This is a genomic window from Rheinheimera sp. EpRS3, from assembly GCF_001513785.1.
Classification (GTDB): domain Bacteria; phylum Pseudomonadota; class Gammaproteobacteria; order Enterobacterales; family Alteromonadaceae; genus Alishewanella.
Map to the genome: position 1 here is coordinate 277,511 of NZ_LNQS01000009.1, position 22,111 is coordinate 299,621.

The 22,111-nt window shown below is 49.0% G+C and carries 18 protein-coding genes; 13 read left to right on the top strand and 5 right to left on the bottom strand.

From position 1 onward, the window contains the following. The first annotated feature begins 418 nt into the window (after positions 1-418). Positions 419-886, top strand: a complete 468-nt coding sequence (locus AR688_RS13725) for an MgtC/SapB family protein (RefSeq protein WP_068234941.1) — start codon at positions 419-421, stop codon at positions 884-886. Positions 887-921: 35 nt separating this feature from the next. Here the strand turns inward: AR688_RS13725 and AR688_RS13730 are convergent, their stop codons facing one another. Beyond that, entirely contained in the window at positions 922-2,577 is a 1,656-nt protein-coding gene (locus tag AR688_RS13730) for a response regulator (RefSeq protein ID WP_068234944.1), read from the bottom strand. 151 nt (positions 2,578-2,728) lie between these two features. Here AR688_RS13730 and AR688_RS13735 point away from each other — a divergent pair, with 151 nt between their 5' ends. Then, entirely contained in the window at positions 2,729-3,037 is a 309-nt protein-coding gene (locus AR688_RS13735; protein ID WP_068234947.1) for a DUF6482 family protein, read from the top strand. 5 nt (positions 3,038-3,042) lie between these two features. Here the strand turns inward: AR688_RS13735 and AR688_RS13740 are convergent, their stop codons facing one another. Genes AR688_RS13740 through wecA form a run of 3 tightly spaced genes read right to left on the bottom strand, consistent with a single transcriptional unit; the run spans position 3,043 to position 6,635 of the window. After that, a complete protein-coding gene (locus AR688_RS13740) occupies positions 3,043-4,203 on the bottom strand; it encodes a polysaccharide pyruvyl transferase family protein (protein ID WP_068234950.1) in 1,161 nt (386 codons plus the stop codon). A gap of 11 nt (positions 4,204-4,214) precedes the next feature. After that, a complete protein-coding gene (locus tag AR688_RS13745) occupies positions 4,215-5,534 on the bottom strand; it encodes a flippase (protein WP_068234953.1) in 1,320 nt (439 codons plus the stop codon). A gap of 24 nt (positions 5,535-5,558) precedes the next feature. After that, entirely contained in the window at positions 5,559-6,635 is a 1,077-nt protein-coding gene (gene wecA, locus AR688_RS13750) for a UDP-N-acetylglucosamine--undecaprenyl-phosphate N-acetylglucosaminephosphotransferase (protein ID WP_068234956.1), read from the bottom strand. Positions 6,636-6,808: 173 nt separating this feature from the next. Between wecA and AR688_RS13755 the strand changes: the two genes are divergently transcribed. The 5 genes from AR688_RS13755 to AR688_RS13775 are packed head-to-tail and all read left to right on the top strand — an operon-like array spanning position 6,809 to position 11,497. Then, positions 6,809-7,864 (top strand): glycosyltransferase family 4 protein, encoded by a 1,056-nt coding sequence (locus AR688_RS13755; RefSeq protein WP_197412228.1) that lies wholly within the window; start codon positions 6,809-6,811, stop codon positions 7,862-7,864. Continuing rightward, complete coding sequence (locus AR688_RS13760) at positions 7,861-8,610, top strand: WecB/TagA/CpsF family glycosyltransferase (RefSeq protein WP_068234958.1); 750 nt, start codon at positions 7,861-7,863, stop codon at positions 8,608-8,610. Before AR688_RS13755 ends, AR688_RS13760 begins: the two co-directional genes overlap by 4 nt. 19 nt (positions 8,611-8,629) lie before the next feature. Further along, a complete protein-coding gene (locus AR688_RS13765) occupies positions 8,630-9,532 on the top strand; it encodes a glycosyltransferase (RefSeq protein WP_068234961.1) in 903 nt (300 codons plus the stop codon). After that, entirely contained in the window at positions 9,532-10,812 is a 1,281-nt protein-coding gene (locus AR688_RS13770; protein ID WP_068234964.1) for an O-antigen ligase family protein, read from the top strand. The genes AR688_RS13765 and AR688_RS13770 overlap by 1 nt, the downstream gene beginning before the upstream one ends. Next, complete coding sequence (locus tag AR688_RS13775) at positions 10,796-11,497, top strand: hypothetical protein (protein WP_068234967.1); 702 nt, start codon at positions 10,796-10,798, stop codon at positions 11,495-11,497. The genes AR688_RS13770 and AR688_RS13775 overlap by 17 nt, the downstream gene beginning before the upstream one ends. Here AR688_RS13775 and AR688_RS13780 read toward each other — a convergent pair. Further along, a complete protein-coding gene (locus tag AR688_RS13780; protein WP_068234970.1) occupies positions 11,494-12,621 on the bottom strand; it encodes a PAS domain-containing protein in 1,128 nt (375 codons plus the stop codon). The two genes, AR688_RS13775 and AR688_RS13780, sit on opposite strands and share 4 nt — an antisense overlap. Before the next feature lie 224 nt (positions 12,622-12,845). Between AR688_RS13780 and AR688_RS13785 the strand changes: the two genes are divergently transcribed. From AR688_RS13785 to AR688_RS13810, 6 genes are read left to right on the top strand one after another with little or no spacing between them, the layout of a single operon-like run. Further along, on the top strand, positions 12,846-13,811 hold the full coding sequence (locus AR688_RS13785; RefSeq protein WP_068234976.1) for a response regulator: 966 nt from the start codon (positions 12,846-12,848) through the stop codon (positions 13,809-13,811). Next, complete coding sequence (locus tag AR688_RS13790; protein ID WP_068234977.1) at positions 13,804-14,226, top strand: Hpt domain-containing protein; 423 nt, start codon at positions 13,804-13,806, stop codon at positions 14,224-14,226. Before AR688_RS13785 ends, AR688_RS13790 begins: the two co-directional genes overlap by 8 nt. Then, positions 14,219-14,593: a response regulator gene (locus AR688_RS13795; protein ID WP_068234979.1), complete on the top strand. Its 375-nt coding sequence runs from the start codon at positions 14,219-14,221 to the stop codon at positions 14,591-14,593. Before AR688_RS13790 ends, AR688_RS13795 begins: the two co-directional genes overlap by 8 nt. Then, complete coding sequence (locus AR688_RS13800; protein ID WP_068234981.1) at positions 14,590-19,446, top strand: EAL domain-containing protein; 4,857 nt, start codon at positions 14,590-14,592, stop codon at positions 19,444-19,446. Before AR688_RS13795 ends, AR688_RS13800 begins: the two co-directional genes overlap by 4 nt. After that, positions 19,443-20,282, top strand: a complete 840-nt coding sequence (locus AR688_RS13805; protein WP_068234982.1) for a sensor histidine kinase — start codon at positions 19,443-19,445, stop codon at positions 20,280-20,282. The genes AR688_RS13800 and AR688_RS13805 overlap by 4 nt, the downstream gene beginning before the upstream one ends. Before the next feature lie 16 nt (positions 20,283-20,298). Then, a complete protein-coding gene (locus AR688_RS13810) occupies positions 20,299-22,104 on the top strand; it encodes an ABC transporter transmembrane domain-containing protein (protein WP_082694782.1) in 1,806 nt (601 codons plus the stop codon). Positions 22,105-22,111: the final 7 nt, after the last annotated feature.

The following is a 22,111-nucleotide window of genomic DNA, read 5'->3' on the forward strand; positions in this document are numbered from 1 at the left end:
AAACTGTCTGTACGATAGCGAACGCTTGTGGCGTGTTGAACCGGATTAAAACCGCTCATTCAGTGCAGTCTTGTACTCGGTGCAACAGCGCACAGATACGCCTCAGCCATGGTATGGGTTTCAGGCAACAGAGGCTGGTTTCGTTTAATGTACAGTTGAGTAATATTTGCCTGTGCCAATAAAAAAATTACATACATCTAACCTGTAAGCTTGATGTGAAAATACCAGTAGGTGTCTGTAAGCTGCGTGGGAGGTTACTGTTTGAGGCATGTACTAATATGGCACCAACTATGCAAAGACTAACTATGCAAAGATTGGTCACGTGGTCAGTCGTAATGCTTAAATACGTAACCTGGCGCCAAACGCCGGGTTATTTTCTGATGTTTATAAATGGTTAACTATCCTGTAGCTGAAGCCTATGAATCTGATACCTGAATTTGAATGGAGTGTGGTCATTCTGCATATTCGCGACCTGGTGTTTGCGTTTGTCCTTGCGTTGCCAATTGGTTGGGATCGGGAAAAAAATGAACGTACGGCAGGGCTGCGTACCTTCCCTTTGGTAGCGGTGGCCGCGTGTGGATATATGTTGGTGGGTCTTGAAGTGTTGAGTTCAACTGATGCTGAATCTCGTGTTATGGAGGGGATTATCACCGGCATAGGATTTATTGGCGGCGGTGCTATTCTGAAAAATGTTATCGAAGGTGAAAGCTTTGTCTCCGGTACCGCAACGGCCGCGAGTCTATGGTTAACCGGCGCCATCGGGGTGTCTGTAGCCACCGGGCGGCTGGAAATTGCACTGATCCTGAGTGCTTTGACATTCTTTACCCTGCGGATCATGACTTCCGCTAAATTGCTGATGCGTTCCCCTGATGACAAACAGCCTTAAAGTGCTTGTTTATGTCGGGCGACCCGGCCGTTTTGCTACAACACTTCCCGCTCTTTTGGCCTGCGTCGTGGAATAAGTTCGGGGTGCATTTCTTTTAGCTGGTTTAGGTAGCGCTTGAAGCGGATGCTCATTTCTTCGTCCAGTTCGCTTTTTGCCAGCAACTTTACGGCGGCACGGATATAACGCTGGGTTAACGGTATCAACCTGACGCCTTTGGTCATGGTTTGCATCAGGTTTAAGGCAATGGTGGGGTTGGTTGGCATGTAATCGAAGGTTTCGGCAAAGCGCTCGAACGCCTGATCATAATTTTCCCGCTGATAGGCCTCGGCCGCTTCGGCGTTGATAATTTTTAGCTTGGCTTTGAGTTCTTCATGCCGGGCTTGCTCCATTTCCAGCATAATGCGCTGGGTTTCTGTCAGAAAGTCGTCCCGGTCCAGAATATGCTGCAACTTGTCGATATAGCTCTGGCTGGCATAGAGATCGCCCAGCTCAAAGTAGGCTTTGGCGGCATCAAGGCAGCTGTCGATACTCATATTAGTTTTATGCGAGACTGGCACCTCAGCAATTAATTGCTTGGCATCGGCCAGTTCACCTTTGGCGGCCAGAAAACGGCAACGCAGTACGGTAATTTCAGCTTTAAGTTTGGCAATATCAAAGCGTTTTGCCAGATGATCGACTATTCTGGCGGCATTATTTACGGTTACCGCGCGCTCCAGCACGTTGCCGCAATAAGCTGCGTCTACCAGTGCTCTGGCCTGGTTAAGGTAGTTGTCAGCAATATCGTTTACCGAGTGGCGTGCTGCTATAACAATTTTGGCGTTAATACGCGCGGCGGCCAGTTTGTCGCCAACGATAGAAGCCAGATTAGCCAGAGTTTTTTGCCGGGTGATATTTTTCGGCGATAACAACACGGCTTCGTATAAGGTGTTGTGGGCGATCTGAAAGCGCCGATACTTTACATACAGCCGCGACAGCCAGTCGAGCGCTTCTACTTTGGTTTCATCAAACTGGGTAAGATCGGCCAGTTGCAATTCGGTGTCATCCCAGCGCTCCTGATAAAAGCAGGCCAGCGCATAACCAAGCCTGGCCCAGGCCGCTTTTTTATATTGCTGCATTATCTGCAGATAAAATTGCTCTGCCTGAGCAAATAGCCGCAGCTTTATCAGCAGCTCACCTTTGATCCGCATAGCCGCAATAGCAAACTCGGGCTTGCTGGTAATGGCTTTGTCGCACTCGGTAATAGCGTTTTTATAGTCATGCTCAAACAGGTGAACATAAATTTTACGCAGCGCAATACGGTTTGTGATGGCGCGAACAATCCGCTCTTCCAGTTGCTGATAAGAAAACGGCTTGAGTAAATAGTCGTCTGGCTGCAGCTCAATCATGCCGTGCACAATTTGCCGTTGATTCTCGGCACTGACCATTAAAAAGCAATTTAATGGTGCCAGTAGCTGCTGCGCTTTTAAGGTTTCAAACACCTGATAGCCGTCCTTGCCGTCTCCCAGGTTGAAATCGCACAGAATAAAATCAAACGGTAGCTCATGGCATTTGGCTATGGCTTCGTTGGCGTCACGCGCCAGATGAATAGATTCAAAGCCAATTTGCTGCGCCATCGCTTTGATGGACGCTCTGACTGGGGCGCAATCGTCAATAATTAAAATTTGTTTACAACGGAAGAAACTGGCGTCCATGGTTATCGCGTATTAAGCAGGCAGTTAACGCATACTAGAGTATGTTGTCAACCCGAGTAAAGCGTTGCCGGATAAACAGTTATGCGCTGCTACTAATCCACCGCACTGCCTGTGCCGTAGTACAAACGTCAGCATAAAACGGAGCAACATTATGCCTTACCATCGAGCAGAACATTTAAACCATCAGGATGTACGGATAAACGAGCTGACTATCCATTCTTTCGAAATGGGGGTCTACCTGGCAGAGGTAGATTACGACGGCCGTAAAGCATTTTTAGTCGATAATGAAAACAAACCGCAGCGCTTTAACAGCGTTGAGCAGGTAAAGCAGGCTTTGGATCGCTGCACTATATACCAGGCGTATTTAGTGCATCAGTCGGCCTATGATGAAATGTGTGGCGGCCCTGAAAAGGTTGATAACACCTTAAAAGTGCCGCTGTTTGTTCCGGGCGCAGTCTGAGTTACTCAGCCAATAGCATGATACAGCCGTTGCCACATAGCAGCATTTTGCTGTTTGAGCGCAGCGGCTTTTTGTTTTACCTCTGCAGCTAAAGCGGTTTTGTTGTCCAGCAGTTGCTTCAGTGCGTCCAGCAGGTTTTGTTCACTAAGCTCAGCTACGCAGTAATCGCCCATGCCAAAATCAGTCATCATGGCGTGGTATTTGTGGCTCCAGCTGGTGGCAATGCACGGTACGCCCTGGCTAAGGGCATTTACCGCACCGTGAAAACGCGAGCTTATTGCCAGTTCAGCTTTGCCGATAAAGGCTTTTACCGCCAGCGGATCTTCAATTTGCACTATCTGACACGGTGCTTTGGCAGCTATTTCTGCGCAAAGCTCGGCATCTTCTTTACCTTCATGGTTTACCAGTACGCATTGCATACCAGCCCCGGCCAGGGTGTTGGCAGCAGCGGCAAAGGCGGTAATATAATCGTTGCGCAGTTGCTCAGCTCCGGCATGGTTAAACTTAGATACCACCTTGTTGTTGGGTATAAGCGCGGCGTAACGGCCATTAATCACCGGGATTTCATCATTAGGCCGTGCTGTTAAACCGACAGTGAAATCCGGTGTTAATACTACGGAGTCCGGCAGGTTAGGCACGCAGCTTTGTAAATGCTGCAAGGATACCGGATCACGGACAAAAATCAGCCGGGCATGGTTAATAATATCGCGCATGGCGGCTTTGCTGTCTTCGGTTTTAAACGGGCCAAAGGCTTGCGGCATAAACACAAAGGGTTTACCGGCTTTGGCAAAACGCACAACTTCTTTGGCGGTGTTTTGTAAAAAGCGCAGTGGCCACTGATCGCCATAGGCAAAGCCGCTGGCTTCGAGCACTAAATCAATTTGTTTTTCGCTTACCATGCCATAGCGGTTAAATAGTCGCTGCACCGCGCCGGGCAATTTGCCGATCATTGGCGTTAAATCCAGGCCGCCGCGGCGGAATGACAGCTTTTGCCAGGCACCTAAACGGGCGCGCTCGGGGTAGGGCAGGTTAGGGCCGGGTGATAACACCAGCTCTACCGGCCGGGCAATGCCTTTTAAGCCTTCAAGGCTGGCCAGCAGCATTAAATAAGCGCCTTTGTTGCGAAACTGCACACCTTTAATTTCAACGAAAAGTGGTTTGCTCATAGAAAAACCTTTTAATTAATGTCAGCGCGACGTGTGGTAACTAATTGCCACAGTTGCTTACGGGTGCTGGAAGATAAAAACAGGAAAAAGAACGATGCATAGGCGTAAGAAATCAGTGTCGCCCAGGCGGCGCCGACTATACCCATTTTAGGAATTAACCATAAATTCAGGCCAACATTCAGCACAGCGCCAATACCGTGACTTAACAGCGATAGTGGCTCTTGCTCGGTAATAACCAGATGCTGGCTGATAAGATAACGGACAAAAATAAAACAGCCTGCCCAGATATGAATACGCAGCACTTCTACTGCCGCAGAGAAGTTTTCACCAAATAACAGGCTGATAATCCACGGCGCAGATAGCGACATAATTACCGCTATGTTAAAGGCCGCGGCAAAAAACATGATGGCAAAACGGCGCAGTTTAAGAAAATAATGTGGCCAGCCCTGCTGGTGGGCCTTTAGCATGTCGGGGTAATACCGGGCTGCCAGCGTAGCAGGAAACACATACCACAGCTCAGACAAACGGCTGGCGGCGGCGTAAATGCCGGCCTGCTCGGTACCCGCCATTGAACCTATCATGACGATATCAATTTTCAGATAAATCACCGACACAATGCCTGACAACCACAACCAGGACGAGCGCTTTAGCAGCTGTTTTGCCTGCGCCAGATTAAACCAGCGCGGGTGATAGCCCGGCCAGCGTGCTTCGTTTTCTTTAAATGGCTGATGTTTACGCCGGTAAACAAGGTACTGCGCTATACCCACGACAAAAAATTCGATACCGGTCAGCAGCAGCAGGCTGGCAATACCAAAACCACCATACAGCAGCGCCAGTTTGGCGCCAAAACTAAGCAGTGAAATGGCCGATTTTATGTAGGCGACACTACGAAAAGTACCCTGGTAATTCAGGTAAAACTCAAACAGTAAAAAGCCAAAAAATGCCTGCAGCATAAACAGGGTGGGAATGGCTATAGCGGTGTTGCCTTCAAACATGCTGGGGTATAACAGATAAAATGCCAGCAGCATCAGGCTACCGCCTAATAAACCCAGCGCTAACCGGATGCTGATAGCGCTGTATAGCATGGTCATGGCGTCGTGGCTGTTGTCGTGCTTTACCATCTGGCGCACCACTATGTTGTTCAGCCCCATGCTGGTAAGCGGCACTAAAAAAGCACTCCAGGCCATAACAATAGAATAAACGCCAAGCTCACTGGCGCCCAGCATACGGGCGACAAACACCGTTAATATGGCGCCGGCAGCCAGTTTTACCAGTTTGTCACCCAGCATAGCTGTGGCGCGTGCCATCAGGATTTTTTTAATTATGTTCACTACTTGCAGTCCTTAATTACCTGGCTACTTCACTATCCTGGGCTGGCGGCTTTGCAGCCGTTTCTGGCGAAAGTGCGAAATAATACGCCAAATATTTTGCAGGCTATACAGATAAGCCCCAAACACGGCTAAAAATAACAGCAACATAACCAGATCCGGCACCAACAGGTATTCGCCGATAATACCAATACAGGCAAAAATACAGGCTAAAGAGGTAATTAACGCCAGTGACTCGCGCGAGCTTAAGCCTAACCGCAGCGAAATATGGTGCAGGTGCTCCCGATCAGCCTGAAACGGCGACTGCCCTTTACGAATACGCCGCACCATAATGGCGATCATATCCATCAGCGGTATAGCAATAATCCACAGTGCTGTTACCGGGCGAAAGCTAGCGCTTTCGCTTTGGGTGCCAATAATTAGCAGCCAAATTACGCTCAGGCCAATTAACATACTGCCGGCATCGCCCATAAAAATACGCCGCCCGGGCACCAAATTAAGGTTACATGCCAGGTAAGGCAGCATCGCCAGCACCACCACCAGCGCCATAGCGGCATGCAGTTGCTGGCCCCACAACGACATAAAAATAGCGATAGTGACAAAACTGACCATGCTAAGCATACCGGCCAGGCCGTCGATGCCGTCGGTCATGTTAAACGCATTGATGGCGGCTATTACCGCAATCAGCGTAACCGGAATACCCAGCACACCAAGTTCTACCACACCTAAGCCAAACAAGTCGCCTAAGCTACCCAGATGCAAATTCAGGCTGTATGTCATGGCAAGCCCCACCAGGGTCTGAATAGCCAGGCGCAGTTTTACGCTTAAATCGAGGTAATCATCAAATACCCCCAGCAACACTATGGTGCCACTGCACAGCAGATAATAAATGGGCTCTATGCTGCTGTCGGCAAATAACAGCAGCGCCAGACTTAAACCACAGTAAGTGGCTATGCCGCCAATCAGCGGTACGGCACCCTGATGTTGTTTGCGGCCGCGCGGAATATCGACCAGACCCACGCGGACAGACAGCGGGTATAAAAAGGCAATAGCCACACAGGATGTGATAAAGGCAGCGAGATAAAGGCTAATATGTTCAGGCATTTAACTTTCCGGTTTGCGCTCAGGGTTATAGTTATTCAGCCAGGCGTCAGCTAAAATCCGTTATTACTATGCCGTTTTCGGCGTGGCCAGCAATGCCTTATAAACTAAGTGTTTTCTGGCCAGACAACAAGTATTGTACACAGTCATTGTGACTGTCAGGATGAAATTTAAGCGTGCAAGCAGCTAACAGCAACATTTTAATTATCAGTAACATGGGGCCTAAGCCGTCATCACCATTTCAGGGCAAATTTGTGCATAATCAGGTGTGGGCACTGGCTGCGTGTCATCCTGCTTATCATTATATGCGCTGGCACAGTGACTCTTTGCTGAACAAATTATTGAAATATCCCGTTTTTCTGCTGGATTTTATCTGGCGTTTTATTCTTACCCGCCGTCGTTTTGATATAGTGCATGTGCATTTCTTTTATCCCACTATCTGGCTGGCGTTATTGTATAAAGCGGTGCGAAACCGCAAAGTGAAAATTGTAGTGACCTGCCACGGCAGTGATATTTATAAGTATCAGCCGCCTGGTAAAGCGTACCGCTGGTGCGCGCGTAAGGTCGATCAATGGATTTTCGCCAGCAAGGCGCTGGCACAGCATTTTACGTTGCCAACTAAACGCGCCGTGGTATTGCCGGCGGGCATCAGTGAGCTATTTCGCCAGGTTGAGCCATTAAGCTGGCAGCAAAAAACCATAGATGTATTGTACGTTGGCAGCCTGGATCACAACAAAGGTATGGACCGCCTGTTGGCATTGCTGCCGGCCATCAGTGATAAAAAAGTGGTAATAGCTGGCTCTGGCCCCTGGCTGGATAAACTGCAATCGGCGGCAAGGCAGTTCCCGAACGTGCTGGTAGTGGGGCCAAAAGATAGCCTGGCACTGAAACAGTTATACAGCCAGGCCCGCTGTTTTGTCAGTTTGTCACGCCATGAAGCCTTTGGGTTAGTGATGGCAGAAGCCATGGCATGTTATACGCCGGTAATCGCCACACAAACAGATGGCGCCAACGAGCAGATAAAAGCGCTTAGCAATGGTATTCTTATCAGCCAGCAAGAAACAGAGCAACAGCTTGTGGTGGCGTTTACCCATGCTATTGAGCGCATGTGGCAGCATAGCCCGGCAGAATATCAGCGCATGCAGCAACAGGCCCGCGCCACTGCTGAGCAGTATTTGCTGGGCCAGGTGGTAAATGAATTACAACAGCTTTATCAGGAAATCCTATTATGACTGAAGCCAGTGCAGCAGTATTGGGCCAACAGATCCCCCAGGTAAAAGTAGGGCCGGTACAGGTGTCCTCGTTTGCTGATATGCAGCAGTTACTTGAGTTTATTGTGCGTGAAGACGGCAGCGTGTATGCCGGTTCAGCTATTGCTATTAATCCGGAAAAAGTGCTGACAGCCATGCGTAACCCGCAAATTGAAGCAGTGATCAGCGGTGCGGACATCCGTTATGCCGATGGTATCGGTGTTGTTAAGGTCATGCGCAAACGGCTGAAAAAAAACGTGCAGCGTATTCCAGGCTGTGAGCTGTGGCAAAAGCTGATGCTGCGCGCTGCACAATATAAAGTGCCGGTGTTTATTGTTGGCGCCAAGCCTGAAGTAAACCAGCAAACGGCTGATAAACTGCGCGCCCAACAGGTTAACCTGGTAGGGGCGGTAGACGGTTATTTTAAAGATGAAGCCGTACTTATTGAGCAAATAAAGCAAAGTGGTGCCCGTATAGTCAGTATTGCGATGGGATCGCCCAAGCAGGAGCTATTGATCCAGCGTATCCGGGCGCAGCACCCGGATTGTTTTTATATGGGTGTTGGCGGCACTTATGATGTGTTTACCGGCAATGTAAAACGTGCACCGGAACTTTGGTGTAAGCTGAATTTAGAATGGGCTTACCGTTTGTTGTCACAGCCTAGCCGTATTGGCCGCCAGTTAGGGCTGCTGCGGTATGTCTGGTGGTATTGGACAGGTAAAATTTAACGTCCGGGATGGAGTTAAGATGGAAAAACAACAGCAGTTACCACTAATCAGTGTTTATATGCCCACCTTTAACCGGGTGAGTATGGCTATTCGTGCAATAGAGTCGGTACTGGCACAGGACTACAGCAACATAGAGTTGCTGGTGGTAGACGATGCCTCAACCGACGACACCTGGCATGTGCTGACTAACAAATACATTAATGATGAACGCATAAGGTTTTTTCGCCAAAGTAAGGGCCAGGGCGCCTGCGCGGCCCGTAACCGGGCAATATCTGAAGCAAAGGGCGATTTTGTTACCGGTATTGACGATGACGATGAGTTTTTACCACAGCGTTTGAGCAGCCTGTATAACGCTTATGACGACAAATACAGCTGTGTCTGCTCCGGCTATATCTGGGATTATGGCACAGTGCAGAAAAAGCTGTTTGCCAGCCGCAGTGTTGTGGCTTTACCAGAGCTACTGGATTTGCACACCTTGTCTAATCAGGCGCTGGTGCGGCGCGAGCGTATGCTGGAGCTGGGTGGGTTTGATATCGGCCTGGCAGCCTTTCAGGATTATGATATGTGGGTGCGGGTGGTGCAGGCTTATGGCCCGGCACTGCGTATTGCTGATGCCAGCTACAAAGTTAATGTGGGCCATGAACTGGGCCGCATTACCAACTCTCCCAAACGGTTGGATGCGCATAAACAGTTTGTTGCCAAGCACCGGGTACATATGAGCGAGCGCAACCTGCAAAACCAGATGTTTTACCGCCAGAGTATGGAGCAAATTCCGTTAACATTGCTCGGGCTTGTCAGCAGCTGTCGTTATGGCCTGGTAAAACTGAAATGGCGTTACTACCTTAAACACAAACTGGGTGCGCTCAGCCGCTGGCGCATTAAAGTGTTTAGTAAAGGCTTGGCCGGACTATTTAAAAAATAATGTCGTTTGCTACGCTAACTTCACCGTTGCAGCAGCGCAGCGATAAACTGCTGTGCTGGCTTATCCCGCTGTTTTTGCTGGTAGATTGCATTAACGGCGCTCTGCTGCAGTTACATGGTGTCAGCTATGGTTTGTCGGTGTTTTACAAGCTGTTATTACTGCTGTTAATGACCTTAGCTTTACTGGTGCAACAACCCAGGGTTGTGCTGGGCCTGCTGCTGTTACTGCTTTTAATGCTGTTGGGCCCGGCGCTGCAGTGGCCGGTTTTAGCGCAGCGCTGGTGGCTGGCCGACATTCAACTGGCCATTAAAGCCTTAAGCCCGCTGCTGGCTTTTGCTTATTTCGTGTCTTTGCAGCAACGTTTACCTGCAACAGCGCAACTGCTGTTTAAACACACACTGATTATTAGTGCTTTGGTGCTGCTGCTAAATGCTCTGGCCGGTTTGGCCGGTTTTGGTTTTACCGCCTATCAGCCGCTTGACGGCGTAGCGCAATCTTTCTTAGGCATTAAAGGCTTTTTTTACTCCACCAATGAATTGTCGGCCGTGCTGCTGGCGCTAAGTTGCGCCTTGCTGGTGCTTTGCTGGCCGCTGCATAAACTGGCGTACTGGGGCATCAGCGCTACCGCTTTGGTTATCGCCTTACTACTGCTGACTAAAACCGGTTTATTTGGTGTGTTGCTGCTGGTGCTGCTTATTCCGTTACTGATGCAACCGCTTAGCTTTTGGCAGCGCCAGCGCAAGCTGGTGTACTGGCTAATGCTGGCAATGGTGTTGGTGCTGCTGGCTGTGCTGTTTAACGGCGAAAGCCTGTTAAAGCTGCTGGGGATATACGACAAACTGAATTTTGTTTATCAGCAGCGTGGCATCAGCGGTATTTTGCTGTCATCACGTGATTACTACGCCGGGCGTATCTGGCAAACCACCGCCGAGCACTATACCGACTGGCAACGTATGTTGGGTGTGGGCCAGGGTGGGGTAGCGCTATATCTGAAAAAATATTTTGCCGAGCTGGATTGGTTTGACTTGCTGGTATTTCACGGACTGGCTGGCGTGCTGGCGTTTGTACTGTGTTTTGCCATGTTTTTCCGCAGCAGCTGGAAGCATAGGGCCAGTGGCGCAGGGCGCAGTCTGTTGCTGTTAAACCTGCTGTTATTGCTGGTATCGTCAGTGGCCGGACACATTTTAACGTCTGGTATGTTGTGGCTGCCGTGGGCATTGTGCAATGCGTTGCTGGTACACCAGCATCAGGCAAGGAGTAAAGATGAAAGATATTCTTGAACCCTTTATGTTTCCGCATAACCTTATGCTGTTTGGCCTGTTACTGGCGTGTATTGTGTACCGCAAAAAAGGCCTGTGGTTGCTGCTGGCGTTTTATTATCTGGCCGGTAACAGCTTTGTGGCAAATCAGGTAAGGCACTGGTATGCCGGCCATACCAGCAGTTACAGCATGACCGCAAACAGCAATGTGGTGGTGCTGGGCTGTGGTGGCTCCCAAACGGCATTACCGGCGTGCGCTAAATCGCGCCTGCAGCAACTGGCACAACTGATGCCGGATGGCGGCAGCGTGATTATGACCACCCAATACTGCAAACCTTATGTCGATTACCTGCTCAGTGTGGCAAATAATGTCGCGGTAGACTGCTTTTATGGCGGTGATAATACCTATAAAGAATTTAACAGTTTAGCGGCCAGACAGTTAAAGCCGGATTATATTGTAACCAGTGATTTTCATGCCTGGCGGGTAAAGCAACTAACACAGCATCATGGTTTTAGCAGCCAGGTTATTGCTACCTCCAGCCAGACGTTTCGCCGGGTAAATTGCGGTGTGAATTGCCTGTTTACCGTTAATCTGACTAACTTCGACTTTTACAGCAAGCTAACGGCAGAATTTGCCAGTTATGCTGTTTTTGTTGTTACCCGCAGTTGGACAGACTGGTATCAGCCGGCTGAACCGGCTCATTAATTCAGCTTAGCGGTGTCCGCTTTTTTAGCAGCTACTGAAATTGCCATGGCCGAGCCGAGCCACTTTTCGATGCTGCCGTCGCTGCCATACTCTGCTACCGCTTTGGTTAAATGCCAGATATAGCAGCCATCATGGCGGCGTATGCGAAATTCAATGCTGTACGGATCGCCGCTTTGTACACAATGTAGCCACTGAGCCACTACGTGCTGCTGATCATCCGGATGCACGACCTCCAGCCAGTTTTCTATTAGCTGCTCTGCCGGTAAGCCGGTGTAGTTCAGTAGCATCTGGCTGACAAAATTTACTGCACCACTTTTATCAGCAGTCCAAACAAAAATAGGCATACTGTCGGCCCACTGTTTAAAGCGTTGCTGCTCTTGCGCCAGCCGCATTTTTACCTGATGTGCCGAGTTAATCTCCTGCACTATCCCTTGCATGGTGGCTTCAGGGTTCGCAGAGGCATAACCGACAATTCTTACCCAGTGCTCTGTTTGGCCGTCTAAGTGGCAGGGGCATTCAATATCAAAAGGCTGTTGTTGCTCCAGATAATCGCTCATTAGCTGCTGTATTGCTGCCTGATAAGGCCCCTGAAATAAACTACTGAACTGGCTTAAAGTAAAACGGGATCTACTGGCGTTAGGCAGTAAGGCTTTTGCCTCTGCCGACAGCCGAACCATGCTGGTATGAGTATCAAGGGTCCAGCGGGCAAATTTGGTGAGCTTATTCGCCAGCTGAAGTTGCTGCTTTTGTATTTCCATATCGGCGCGTTGTCTGTCTTGTTGCAGGTGCAGGTAAATAGCGGCGCGCATTTGCAGGTAAATCAGTAACAGGCAAACACAGGCACCGGCCCGGTTCGCCAACACAAAAATAAACGAAAATCCCTGCGGCGCGGCAGGAGACGTTAGTACCCCTAGCCAGATAAGTATTACAGCAGCAATAAACACGGTATGCAGTAAGCGCAATTTGTCGGTAAGGCTGGCCAGCAAAAGTAATGGCGCATATAAAAAACCGTGGGCAAAACCAAGCTGAGTTTGGCTGTCGGCGGCAAAAATAAGTAATAACAGCAAATAAATCAGGTAAGCTGCATTATCGTTCTCGCGCAGTTGCTGGATCCAGTGACTCATTGCTTGTTCCCTGCCAATATACGTGCGCTAATTATGGTACAGAAGTTATTGGGTTAAAAATTATTTGTATGCAAATGCTGTTTTCTTGTGATGTGAAATATTTCAGGTTACTGCTTAAGCAGAAATTTGGCTGTTACAGGCCTATACTGAAACCAAACAAGTTAATGATTCTAGTCTAACTTTTATCAGCCAAATAAATTGTGCCAGAGGGTACGCAGGAACTTATGTTACTGAAAAACTTTAATGTACTGGTGGTAGACGACGTAGTGCTTATGTGCGACTTCCTCTATGGCGTAGCCAAGAAAGTGCCGGGCTGTTATGCCTTTAAAGCACTGGATGGTAAAACTGCGGCCGAAACGCTGGAAAATGAGGCCATTGACTTGTTAATTACTGATATAGAAATGAAGGGCCCCACCGGGCTGGAGTTAATATATCGGGTGAGATCGGGTAGCTTTGCCAGCACTTCGCATGATATTCCGATCATTATATTTTCAGGCAATGCTTATCTGGAGTTAATACAGCAAAGTATCAGCTATGATGTTAATGATTTTCTGGCCAAACCGATTACCGCCGATCAGTTGATACGTAAAATACAGCATCATTTACAGACAGAAAAACAGATTAAAAGTGCTGCGCATTATCTGGCGCTAAACAGCGATTTTTCTGCTAAAACTGCCGTGCCGGATGAAAACCGCAAAGTCAGTGTGGCGATAGTACGTGAGTTAAGCCATAAACCCGAAGCTGAACCTGTCGATACAGATGCCTCAAGCAAGAAAGCAGATGAAAAGGATTTTCTGTTCTGGCCTGAGCATGCCACTACCGGCTATTTCCAGATTGACCGCCGCCTGCGTAACTTTGCTTTTAATATCAGCTGTTTTCATAATGTGTTTGTTGGCAACTGCAAGCCGGTGGCAATTGAGAGTGAACGCAAAAGAGCCTGCGAAGCCTGTGATTACCTGTTTCATATTGCAAAGAACATTCAGCATAAAGAACGCCGCCATCAATTCTGGTTATTGTTTCATCAACGGCTGGAAAAATTAAAACCCTTAGCGGCAGAGCTAAACAGCGTTAACATTAAGCACCATAGTCAGGTGCTGGTGTTGTTGAAACGGCTATCTTACTGGTGGATGCAAACCTGCAACCGGCCGATTATTCAGAAAAACGATGACGACGGAGCTGATCATGGCTGATGCAGCCACATTGCCGGTACTGGATCTTAACGTGCTGATTGCCATGTATGGTGATGACAGTGCAGAAACGATTACACTGGCCTTATCCGGTTTTCGCCGGGAAGCGACTCATTATGTACAACAGTTGCAGAACGCTGGGCAGCATAATATCCGGACAGATAGTGCCCGAAAAGATCATGCCCCAACAGATACTGCGCTGGCAGATATGGCACGCCTGTGTCACAGCCTGAAAAGCATGTGTGGTTTGGTGGGGGCTGCAAAACTAATGCAGTTGTGTATGACACTTGAGCAAGCCGCCCGGCAGCAAGACCTGACAACCCTGCAGAACGAACTGCTAAAGCTAGCCGAGGTTTGGCCAGAACTGTTGTCCCAGCTTAACCTTACCTTGCTGCAACACGGCTACCCTGATGTGTAATATCCTGTTTATTGATGACGACGCATTTATCCTTAGTGCCTATCAGCGTATGTTGCGCGGTTCTGTTTATCAGGCCTTCTATTTACAACAGCCAGCCCAGTTGTGGCAGCAGGCTTATTTAACCTCACTAACTATAGTACTGGCTGATCAACAAATGCCGGGTATAACCGGCACTGAGTTACTGCTACAGTTACAACAAAGTCATCCTGCAATTAAGCGCGTATTGATTAGCGGTGACCTTACTTTAGCAATAACACAGCTGGCACCCGAGCTGACATTAGATGCAGCGTTGCCAAAACCCTGCAGCAAAGCTGCACTACTTGATTGTTTACAACGCCTTAGCGGGGAGCTTACAGCAACTACATGACAGACAGCCGGCTTCGCATCAGCAATGTAATATGGCTTAGTGTATTTTACAGCAGCAGCCTGGTGCTCGTGTTTGCTGCCTTACTGGTATTGTGCGGTACGCTGCTGCATAGCGATGCCAGAGTATACCGTTTTGTTATGCTACCCGACACCGCCTTAGCACTGGTTGCCGCTGTAATGTTACTGTGGGCGGTGATCAGTAAAAAGCCGGCTTTGGTATTAGCCGCAATGTTGGTTGCCTCTTTGGTCGCCAGCGCTGGCTTACTGTGGTATCAAACTGATGTGGGTGCCGCAGCGTTAAGCTGGCAAAGTGACGAAGCCCGGTTGCCACTACTGCAAAGCACAGTGCTGTTGGTGTTTTGTTTTGTCTGGTCAGGTTGGTTTTTGCGGCAAACATCGCGCTGGTGTCGTGTTTTCAAAGGCTTACGGCTGCTATTTAATCTGTTTTTAGCTGGTTTAAGTTTCAGCATGTTACTGGCTCAACATGGTTTTCTCTTCGGTACCCCACTTAGCTTTGATATATTGCCTGGCTCTGGAGCAATGCTGAGTTTAAGTGCTGCAGCCTCGGTCCATACCGCTTTATGTTTGCTGTTGCTGGCTGCAGCCAGTTTCACTGCGCCATATGTTAAAACCCGGCCATCGGCACAACAATTGCGCAGCAGCGGATGGTTATTGGTGTGTTTTATTGCCCTGGCATCCGCTTTACTGTGGTTTAATTTTGCCCACCAGTTACAACAAAAAGCAGAGCAGGTTTCGATACAAATCGCAGATAAATTGCAGCTTAATGTCAATCAAATGATAGCGGAGCAGCGGGGCTTAATGTACCGTTTAGCTGAAAGAATAAACGCGGCCGAGCATGAACTTAGCCAATCTTATTTCAGTGCTGAAATTCGCAGTTATCTGCGTGACTATCCCTATATTGATTATCTTGCTGTGCAGGCACTCGACGGCTCCTTGCTATATGCCAATGCGCAGCAAAACACCGAGCTAGCCTGGTTTAACCGTTACTTGCAGCAACAGCCTGATTTACAGCCGCAGCACTTTGCCGAGTTGTCGCAGCCTTCTTTGGGGCTGCACTATGATACCGTCATAGATCATGCGTTTATCCTTGTTGCATTAGCGCCAGTTAACCGCGCTGGTGTGGCTCAGGTGGTTGCCAGTGTTGACTTTGCCAAAGCGCTGCGGCAGGCATTACCTGAGTTAATGACAGAGGGCTACTTTGTACAATTACAGCAAACTGCGCAAAACCCGGTTTACAATTCGGTTGCTACAGCGCCTGATGCTACCAAAGTTGGCCAGTTTGCTATTGATCTAATGCCTGGGTTTTCGTGGCAACTACGGGTATACACCAATCTCAATGCTGATGCCAAAACCATGCTGTTAACGGCAGAGGTGGTGTTGCTGGCAGGGTGGTTAACTACGTTGCTGGTGATGTTAAGCCAGAAATATTATCAACAAAGCCAGCGCCATCGTACGCGCTTACTGGCTGGCAACGATAAACTGCGGCACAGCCTGAACAGACAGCAACAGTTACAACTGCAGCAGCAACAGATTATGGAAAACTCCGCCGATGTGATCTGTATTGTTGACGATGGCGGCCGCTATATTGAGTTGAGTGAATCCTGCGAAACCGTGTTTGGTTACCCACGCCAGGAGTTACTGCAGCGGCGTTATATAGATTTTGTCCATCCGGAAGATAAAACGCGCACTGAAACCGAAGCCGCGCGCATGCAACCTGGCGGGCAAAACAGTAACTTTCGTAACCGGCATTTGCGTAAAGACGGCTCTACGGTACATTTAATGTGGTCATCCCGTTATGTTGCTGCGGCAAAAACGCTGTACGCCATAGCCAGAGACATCAGCGAACTGGTTAAGGTTGAACAATACCAGCAGGCGCAGCAAGACATACTGAAGATGATCTCAACCGAACAGGCACTGCCGCATATTTTACAGCGTATCTGCCTGATGGCAGAGCAGCAAAGCAGTGTGGTGCGGGCAGCAGTGATGTTAAAACAAGACGAACAGCTGCAACTGGCAGCAGCCCCTTCTTTGCATGCCAGCTTTACTGCAGCGCTTAATACCTTGCCGGTGGCAGATAATGCCGGTTGTTGTGGCACCGCTGCTTATCAAAAAAGCCTTGTTATGGTGCCATCGATGGCCGACGATAAAAATTGCCGAGTTTATGCTGAGGCCGCTCTGACACAAGGGATATTGGCTTGCTGGTCAATGCCGATGGTATCGGCGCAGGATGAGGTCGCCGGTACTTTTGCGTTGTATTGCAGCGAAGCAAGAGTGGCACATAAAGACGAGCTGGAGTTGATGATTAGCTGTAGCCGTTTTGCCGCGCTGGCAATAGAGCGTGCGGTGCATACCCGCCTGTTACAGCAAAGTGAACAACGTTTTCGTTCACTTTACGAGTTGAACCCCGATCCGGTGTATATCATTAACCCAGAAGGCTACTTTGTCGATATGAACCAGGCGGGCTGTAAGCTGCTGCAGTACAGCCGGGCTGAGGTAACAACCATGCATTACGACCGGGTGATGTTGCCGGAGCATTTACCTTTGGTACACCGCTATTTTGCCAGTGTTCTTGCAGGCAATGGTGAGCGCTTTGAGGCCAGTATCGTTACCCGCAGTGGCCAGCAGATGGAACTGGATATTTCGATAGTACCCAGTTGGCAGGACGGTAAGATTATTGGTGTTATTGGTGTATCAAAAAATATTTCCGAACGGGTCCTGGCGCAGAATCAGCTGCGGCTGTTTAAACGGGCGGTAGATGCAACCTCCAACGGGGTAATTATCGCCGATATTCTGCAGCCAGATATGCCAATCATTTATGTTAATAATGCTTTTGAGAAACTTACCGGCTATAGCTCAACTGAGGTTGTTGGCCGTAACTGCCGATTTTTACAGGGAAAAGAGCGAGATCTGTTGGCAACGAAGCAAATACGCGATGCCATTGCCAAACGACAGGAATACTCAGTGGTGTTGAGAAACTTCCGCAAAGACAACAGCGCGTTCTGGAACAAGCTGTTTCTGGCCCCGGTGCCGGATGAGCGCGGTGATATCAGCCATTACATCGGCATTCAGGCCGATATTAGCGCGCAAAAGCGATATGAGCAGGAGCTGGCTTACAATGCGGCTCATGATCTGCTGACCGGTCTGCCTAATAGAGCGCTGTTAAAAGATCGTCTGACACAAAGCTATCAAATCAGTAAACGCAATCAGCAAAAAGTGGCCATTTTGTTTATCGATTTGGATGGCTTTAAATTAATTAACGACAGCATGGGCCATTTAAACGGCGACGAGGTGCTAAAACAAAGCAGTATGCGTATTGCGTCCTGTATTCGCCCTGGCGATACCCTGGCCAGAATTGGCGGGGATGAATTTGTACTGATGCTGACCGATCTGAGTTCAATAGATGAGGTGGCGCCGGTAACAGATCGCATATTGGCAGCGGTAGCGCAGCCGATGCAGGTTAACGGGCAGGAACTGCATATCTCTGCCAGTATTGGCATCAGTATTTCGGCCAATGATCTGACCGAACCCATGCAAATGGTACAACAGGCTGATTTGGCCATGTACCGCGCCAAACAGCTAGGGCGGAATAATTATCAGTGGTACAGCGGTGAGCTTGATACTGCACTGAGTAAGCAGCTGAATTTACGTACCCAGTTGAAAAAGGCCATTAGCAATGAAGAGTTTGAGCTGTATTATCAGCCGCAGATTGATGCGCTTAGCGGCGATATTGTAGGGCTTGAAGCGCTGTTGCGCTGGCCGGATAAGCAGCGGGGTTTTATCAGCCCGGAAGAGTTTATTCCGCTGGCAGAAGAAACCGGTGAAATAGTACCGCTGAGTAACTGGGTGCTGGATCACGCCAGCCGTTACAATAAATCACTGATTGAACGCGGTATTGCCTCTGTGGTGATGGCGGTGAATATCTCGTCGATACAGTTTCAGCGCAGCAATTTTGTAGAGCATTTCCAACAAACCTTACAAACAAATGGTTTGGCGCCGCGCTGGTTTGAAATTGAACTGACAGAATCGGTGTTGTTCGACAACACCGAACAGGTGATCCTGAAACTGCAGCAGTTGCGCCAAATTGGCGTGAAAATTTCAATCGATGATTTTGGTACCGGCTTTTCCAGCCTGAATTATCTGAAACGCTTGCCGATGGATAAACTGAAAATAGATCGCACTTTTATCCGCGATATTGTTACCGACAAGCGTGATGCGGCGATCAGTAAAGCCATTATAGCCATGGCGCACCACTTGGATATTAAAGTCATCGCCGAAGGGGTAGAACATGAAGCCCAGGCCAGTTTGTTGCGCAAAAACTTGTGCGATGAATTTCAGGGTTATTATTTTGCCAAACCGATGCCTGCTGCCGAGTTGGAACTGTTTATACAGCAATACCCGAAAAACCGAAGGATCAGGCCAGAATCGGTTAGCCAGCAGCAAACTATTCTGATTGTAGATGATGAAGAAAATATTCTCAGCGCCCTGACACGGATACTGCGCCGCGAAGCCTACCGTGTGCTTACGTGCACCAGCGCCAAGCAAGCATTTGATATTCTGGCACTAAATCAGGTGCAGGTGATTTTGTCAGATCAGCGTATGCCGGACATTAGCGGTACGGAGTTTTTTAGCCAGGTTAAAGATATGTACCCCGACACCATTCGTATCGTGTTGTCTGGCTACACCGACTTACGCTCTGTCACTGAGGCAATAAACAAAGGCGCTATCTATAAATTTATGACCAAACCCTGGCAGGACGACGAATTGCGTAGCGAAATCAAGCAGGCGTTTATACAGTACCAGCAGCAGATCAACAGCAAAACGGGGCAACAATGAGCCAGCACGATAGTGGCAAAGAGGCACAAATAGCACGCTTGGAAGCGCAATTGCAGATATTAAAACAGCAACTGCTGCAGTCAGAAAAACTGGCGTCGTTAGGCCAGCTGGCCGCCGGGGTGGCGCACGAAATTAATAACCCTATTGGCTATGTGTCGTCAAATATGAAAATGCTGGCAGAGTATTCCGATAGCTTAATTAGTCTGGTTAAGCTGCTAAGCATGCAGGTTGATGAAACGCAGCGCCAGGCATTGCTGGCGCAGTTTGATTTTGACTATGTCTGTGCCGATTTACCCAAGCTGGTGCAGGAGTCTGAGCAGGGCCTGAGCCGGGTGGTGGATATTATTCACGACTTAAAAGACTTTTCCCATATTGAAGAAGCAGAGTTTGTTGAAGCTGATTTGCATCAGGGCATTCAATCTACCCTTAATTTGGTGGCGAATGAACTGAAGTACAAAGCCGAGGTGGTAAAAGACTTTGCTGTATTGCCCCCGGTGTATTGTATTCCGTCGCAGCTAAATCAGGTGTTGCTTAACCTGCTGATCAATGCTGCTCATGCTATTGAACAACATGGTATTATCCGTATCAGTACCGGTTTTGATGACAACTGGGTTTGGTTTAGCGTCAGCGACAATGGTAAAGGCATGGACCCGGTACAGCTAGGCCGTATTTTTGAGCCGTTTTATACTACTAAACCCAAAGGCCAGGGCACTGGCCTGGGGTTACCGTTGTCCCGCAGCATCGTCGAGAAACATCAGGGCATGCTCGATGTTAGCAGTACGCCTGGGGTTGGCAGTTGTTTTACCGTTAAATTGCCGCGCCAGCCACAACTTTAATTATTAAGAATACACCATGACTGATAAAACCTCACACCTTGCTGTGTCGCCAAATGTAGCTGTTTCAGCCAAAGTAGCAGTGCCACCCACTATAGCTGTATTGCCTTGGGTTGGCGGCTTTTTAAAGCCTTATCGTAATAGGGTATTGCTGGCCATATTGTTTTTACTGATTGGCTCACTTAGCTGGTTGGCGCTGGGCCAGGGCGTGCGGCTGTTGGTAGACGATGGTTTTGTGGCTAACAACCATGTCCGGCTAAATCAGATCACGCTGGGTATTTTGCTGCTGTGCATGTTGTCTTCGGCAGCGGTATTCTGCCGTTTTTATTTGATGACCTGGTTGGGTGAGCGGGTAAGTGCTGATATCCGCAACCGCGTGTACCAGCATATGCTGAAGTTGTCGCCATCATTCTATGGTGAAATGCGCACCGGTGAGGTTATTTCACGTTTTACGGCCGATACCACATTATTGCAAAGTGTGGTGGGCTCAAGCCTGTCGATGGCGCTGCGAGCTGCAGTAACGGCCATTGGCGGTTTGCTGATGATGGCACTAACCAGCTTCAAAATGACCGGATTAGTATTGCTGGCAGTACCGTTGGTATTATTGCCGATTATTGTGCTGGGCCGCAAAGTGCGTAAGTTATCCCGCGTCAGCCAGGACCGCTTAGCTGATGTGGGCGCCTATGTCGATGAAAGCCTGCATGAAATTCATACCGTGCAGTCTTATGGCCATGAGCCGCGTGATAAACAATTGTTCGCTGACAGAATTGAACAGGTAATGCAGTCAGCCAAACAGCGTATCTTCTACCGTGCTTTACTGATCGCTGCCGTAATGCTGCTGAGTATTACCGCTATGGTACTGATCAGCTGGGTAGGCGCGCGCGATGTAATGGCCGGGGTTGTCAGTGCTGGTGAACTGACCGCTTTTATGTTTTATGCCGTGATGGTGGCAGGCAGCGCAGCAACAATCAGTGAAGTAACCGGCGATATTCAGCGCGCAGCGGGCGCCACAGAGCGCTTAATTGAACTGGCAACGGCACCGGTTGAAATAGCCTCACCGGCAGCTCCACAAGCACTTCGTGCACCGGTAGCGGGTGCGCTTAGCCTGCACCAGCTGAGCTTTGCTTATCCCCAGGTGGCCGATAAAACGGTGCTGCAACAGCTTAATATCGACATTAAACCCGGTGAACGTATTGCGCTGGTAGGGCCAAGTGGGGCCGGTAAAACGACTTTGTTTCAGCTATTACAGCGGTTTTACCAGCCCACAACCGGGCAGATACTGCTGGACGGCACTGATATCAGCCAATTGGATTTAACCCAGCTGCGCGCCCAGTTTGCTCTGGTACCGCAAGAGTCGGTTATTTTTGCCAGTTCAGTGCTGGAAAACGTGCGTTACGGCAGGCCCGATGCCACTGAGCAAGAAGTAATAAACGCTTGCATTGCCGCAAGGGCAGATGGCTTTATTGCTGATTTTAGTGATGGCTATGCCACACAATTAGGGGAACGCGGCGTGCGGTTATCCGGTGGCCAAAAACAGCGTATTGCTATTGCCCGGGCTATTTTGGCGGACAGACCTGTGTTGTTGCTGGATGAAGCCACCAGTTCATTGGATGCGGTAAGCGAGCAACACGTGCAACAGGCGCTGGATAATTTAATGCAGGGTAAAACCACACTGATTATTGCCCACCGGCTGGCCACAGTACTTAACGCCGATCGCATTTTGTTGCTGGAACACGGCAGGCTGATTGCCAGCGGTACCCATCAGCAATTGCTGTTATCAAGCCCGTTATATAAGCAGCTGGCCGAGCTGCAGTTACTAAATTAACACCAGG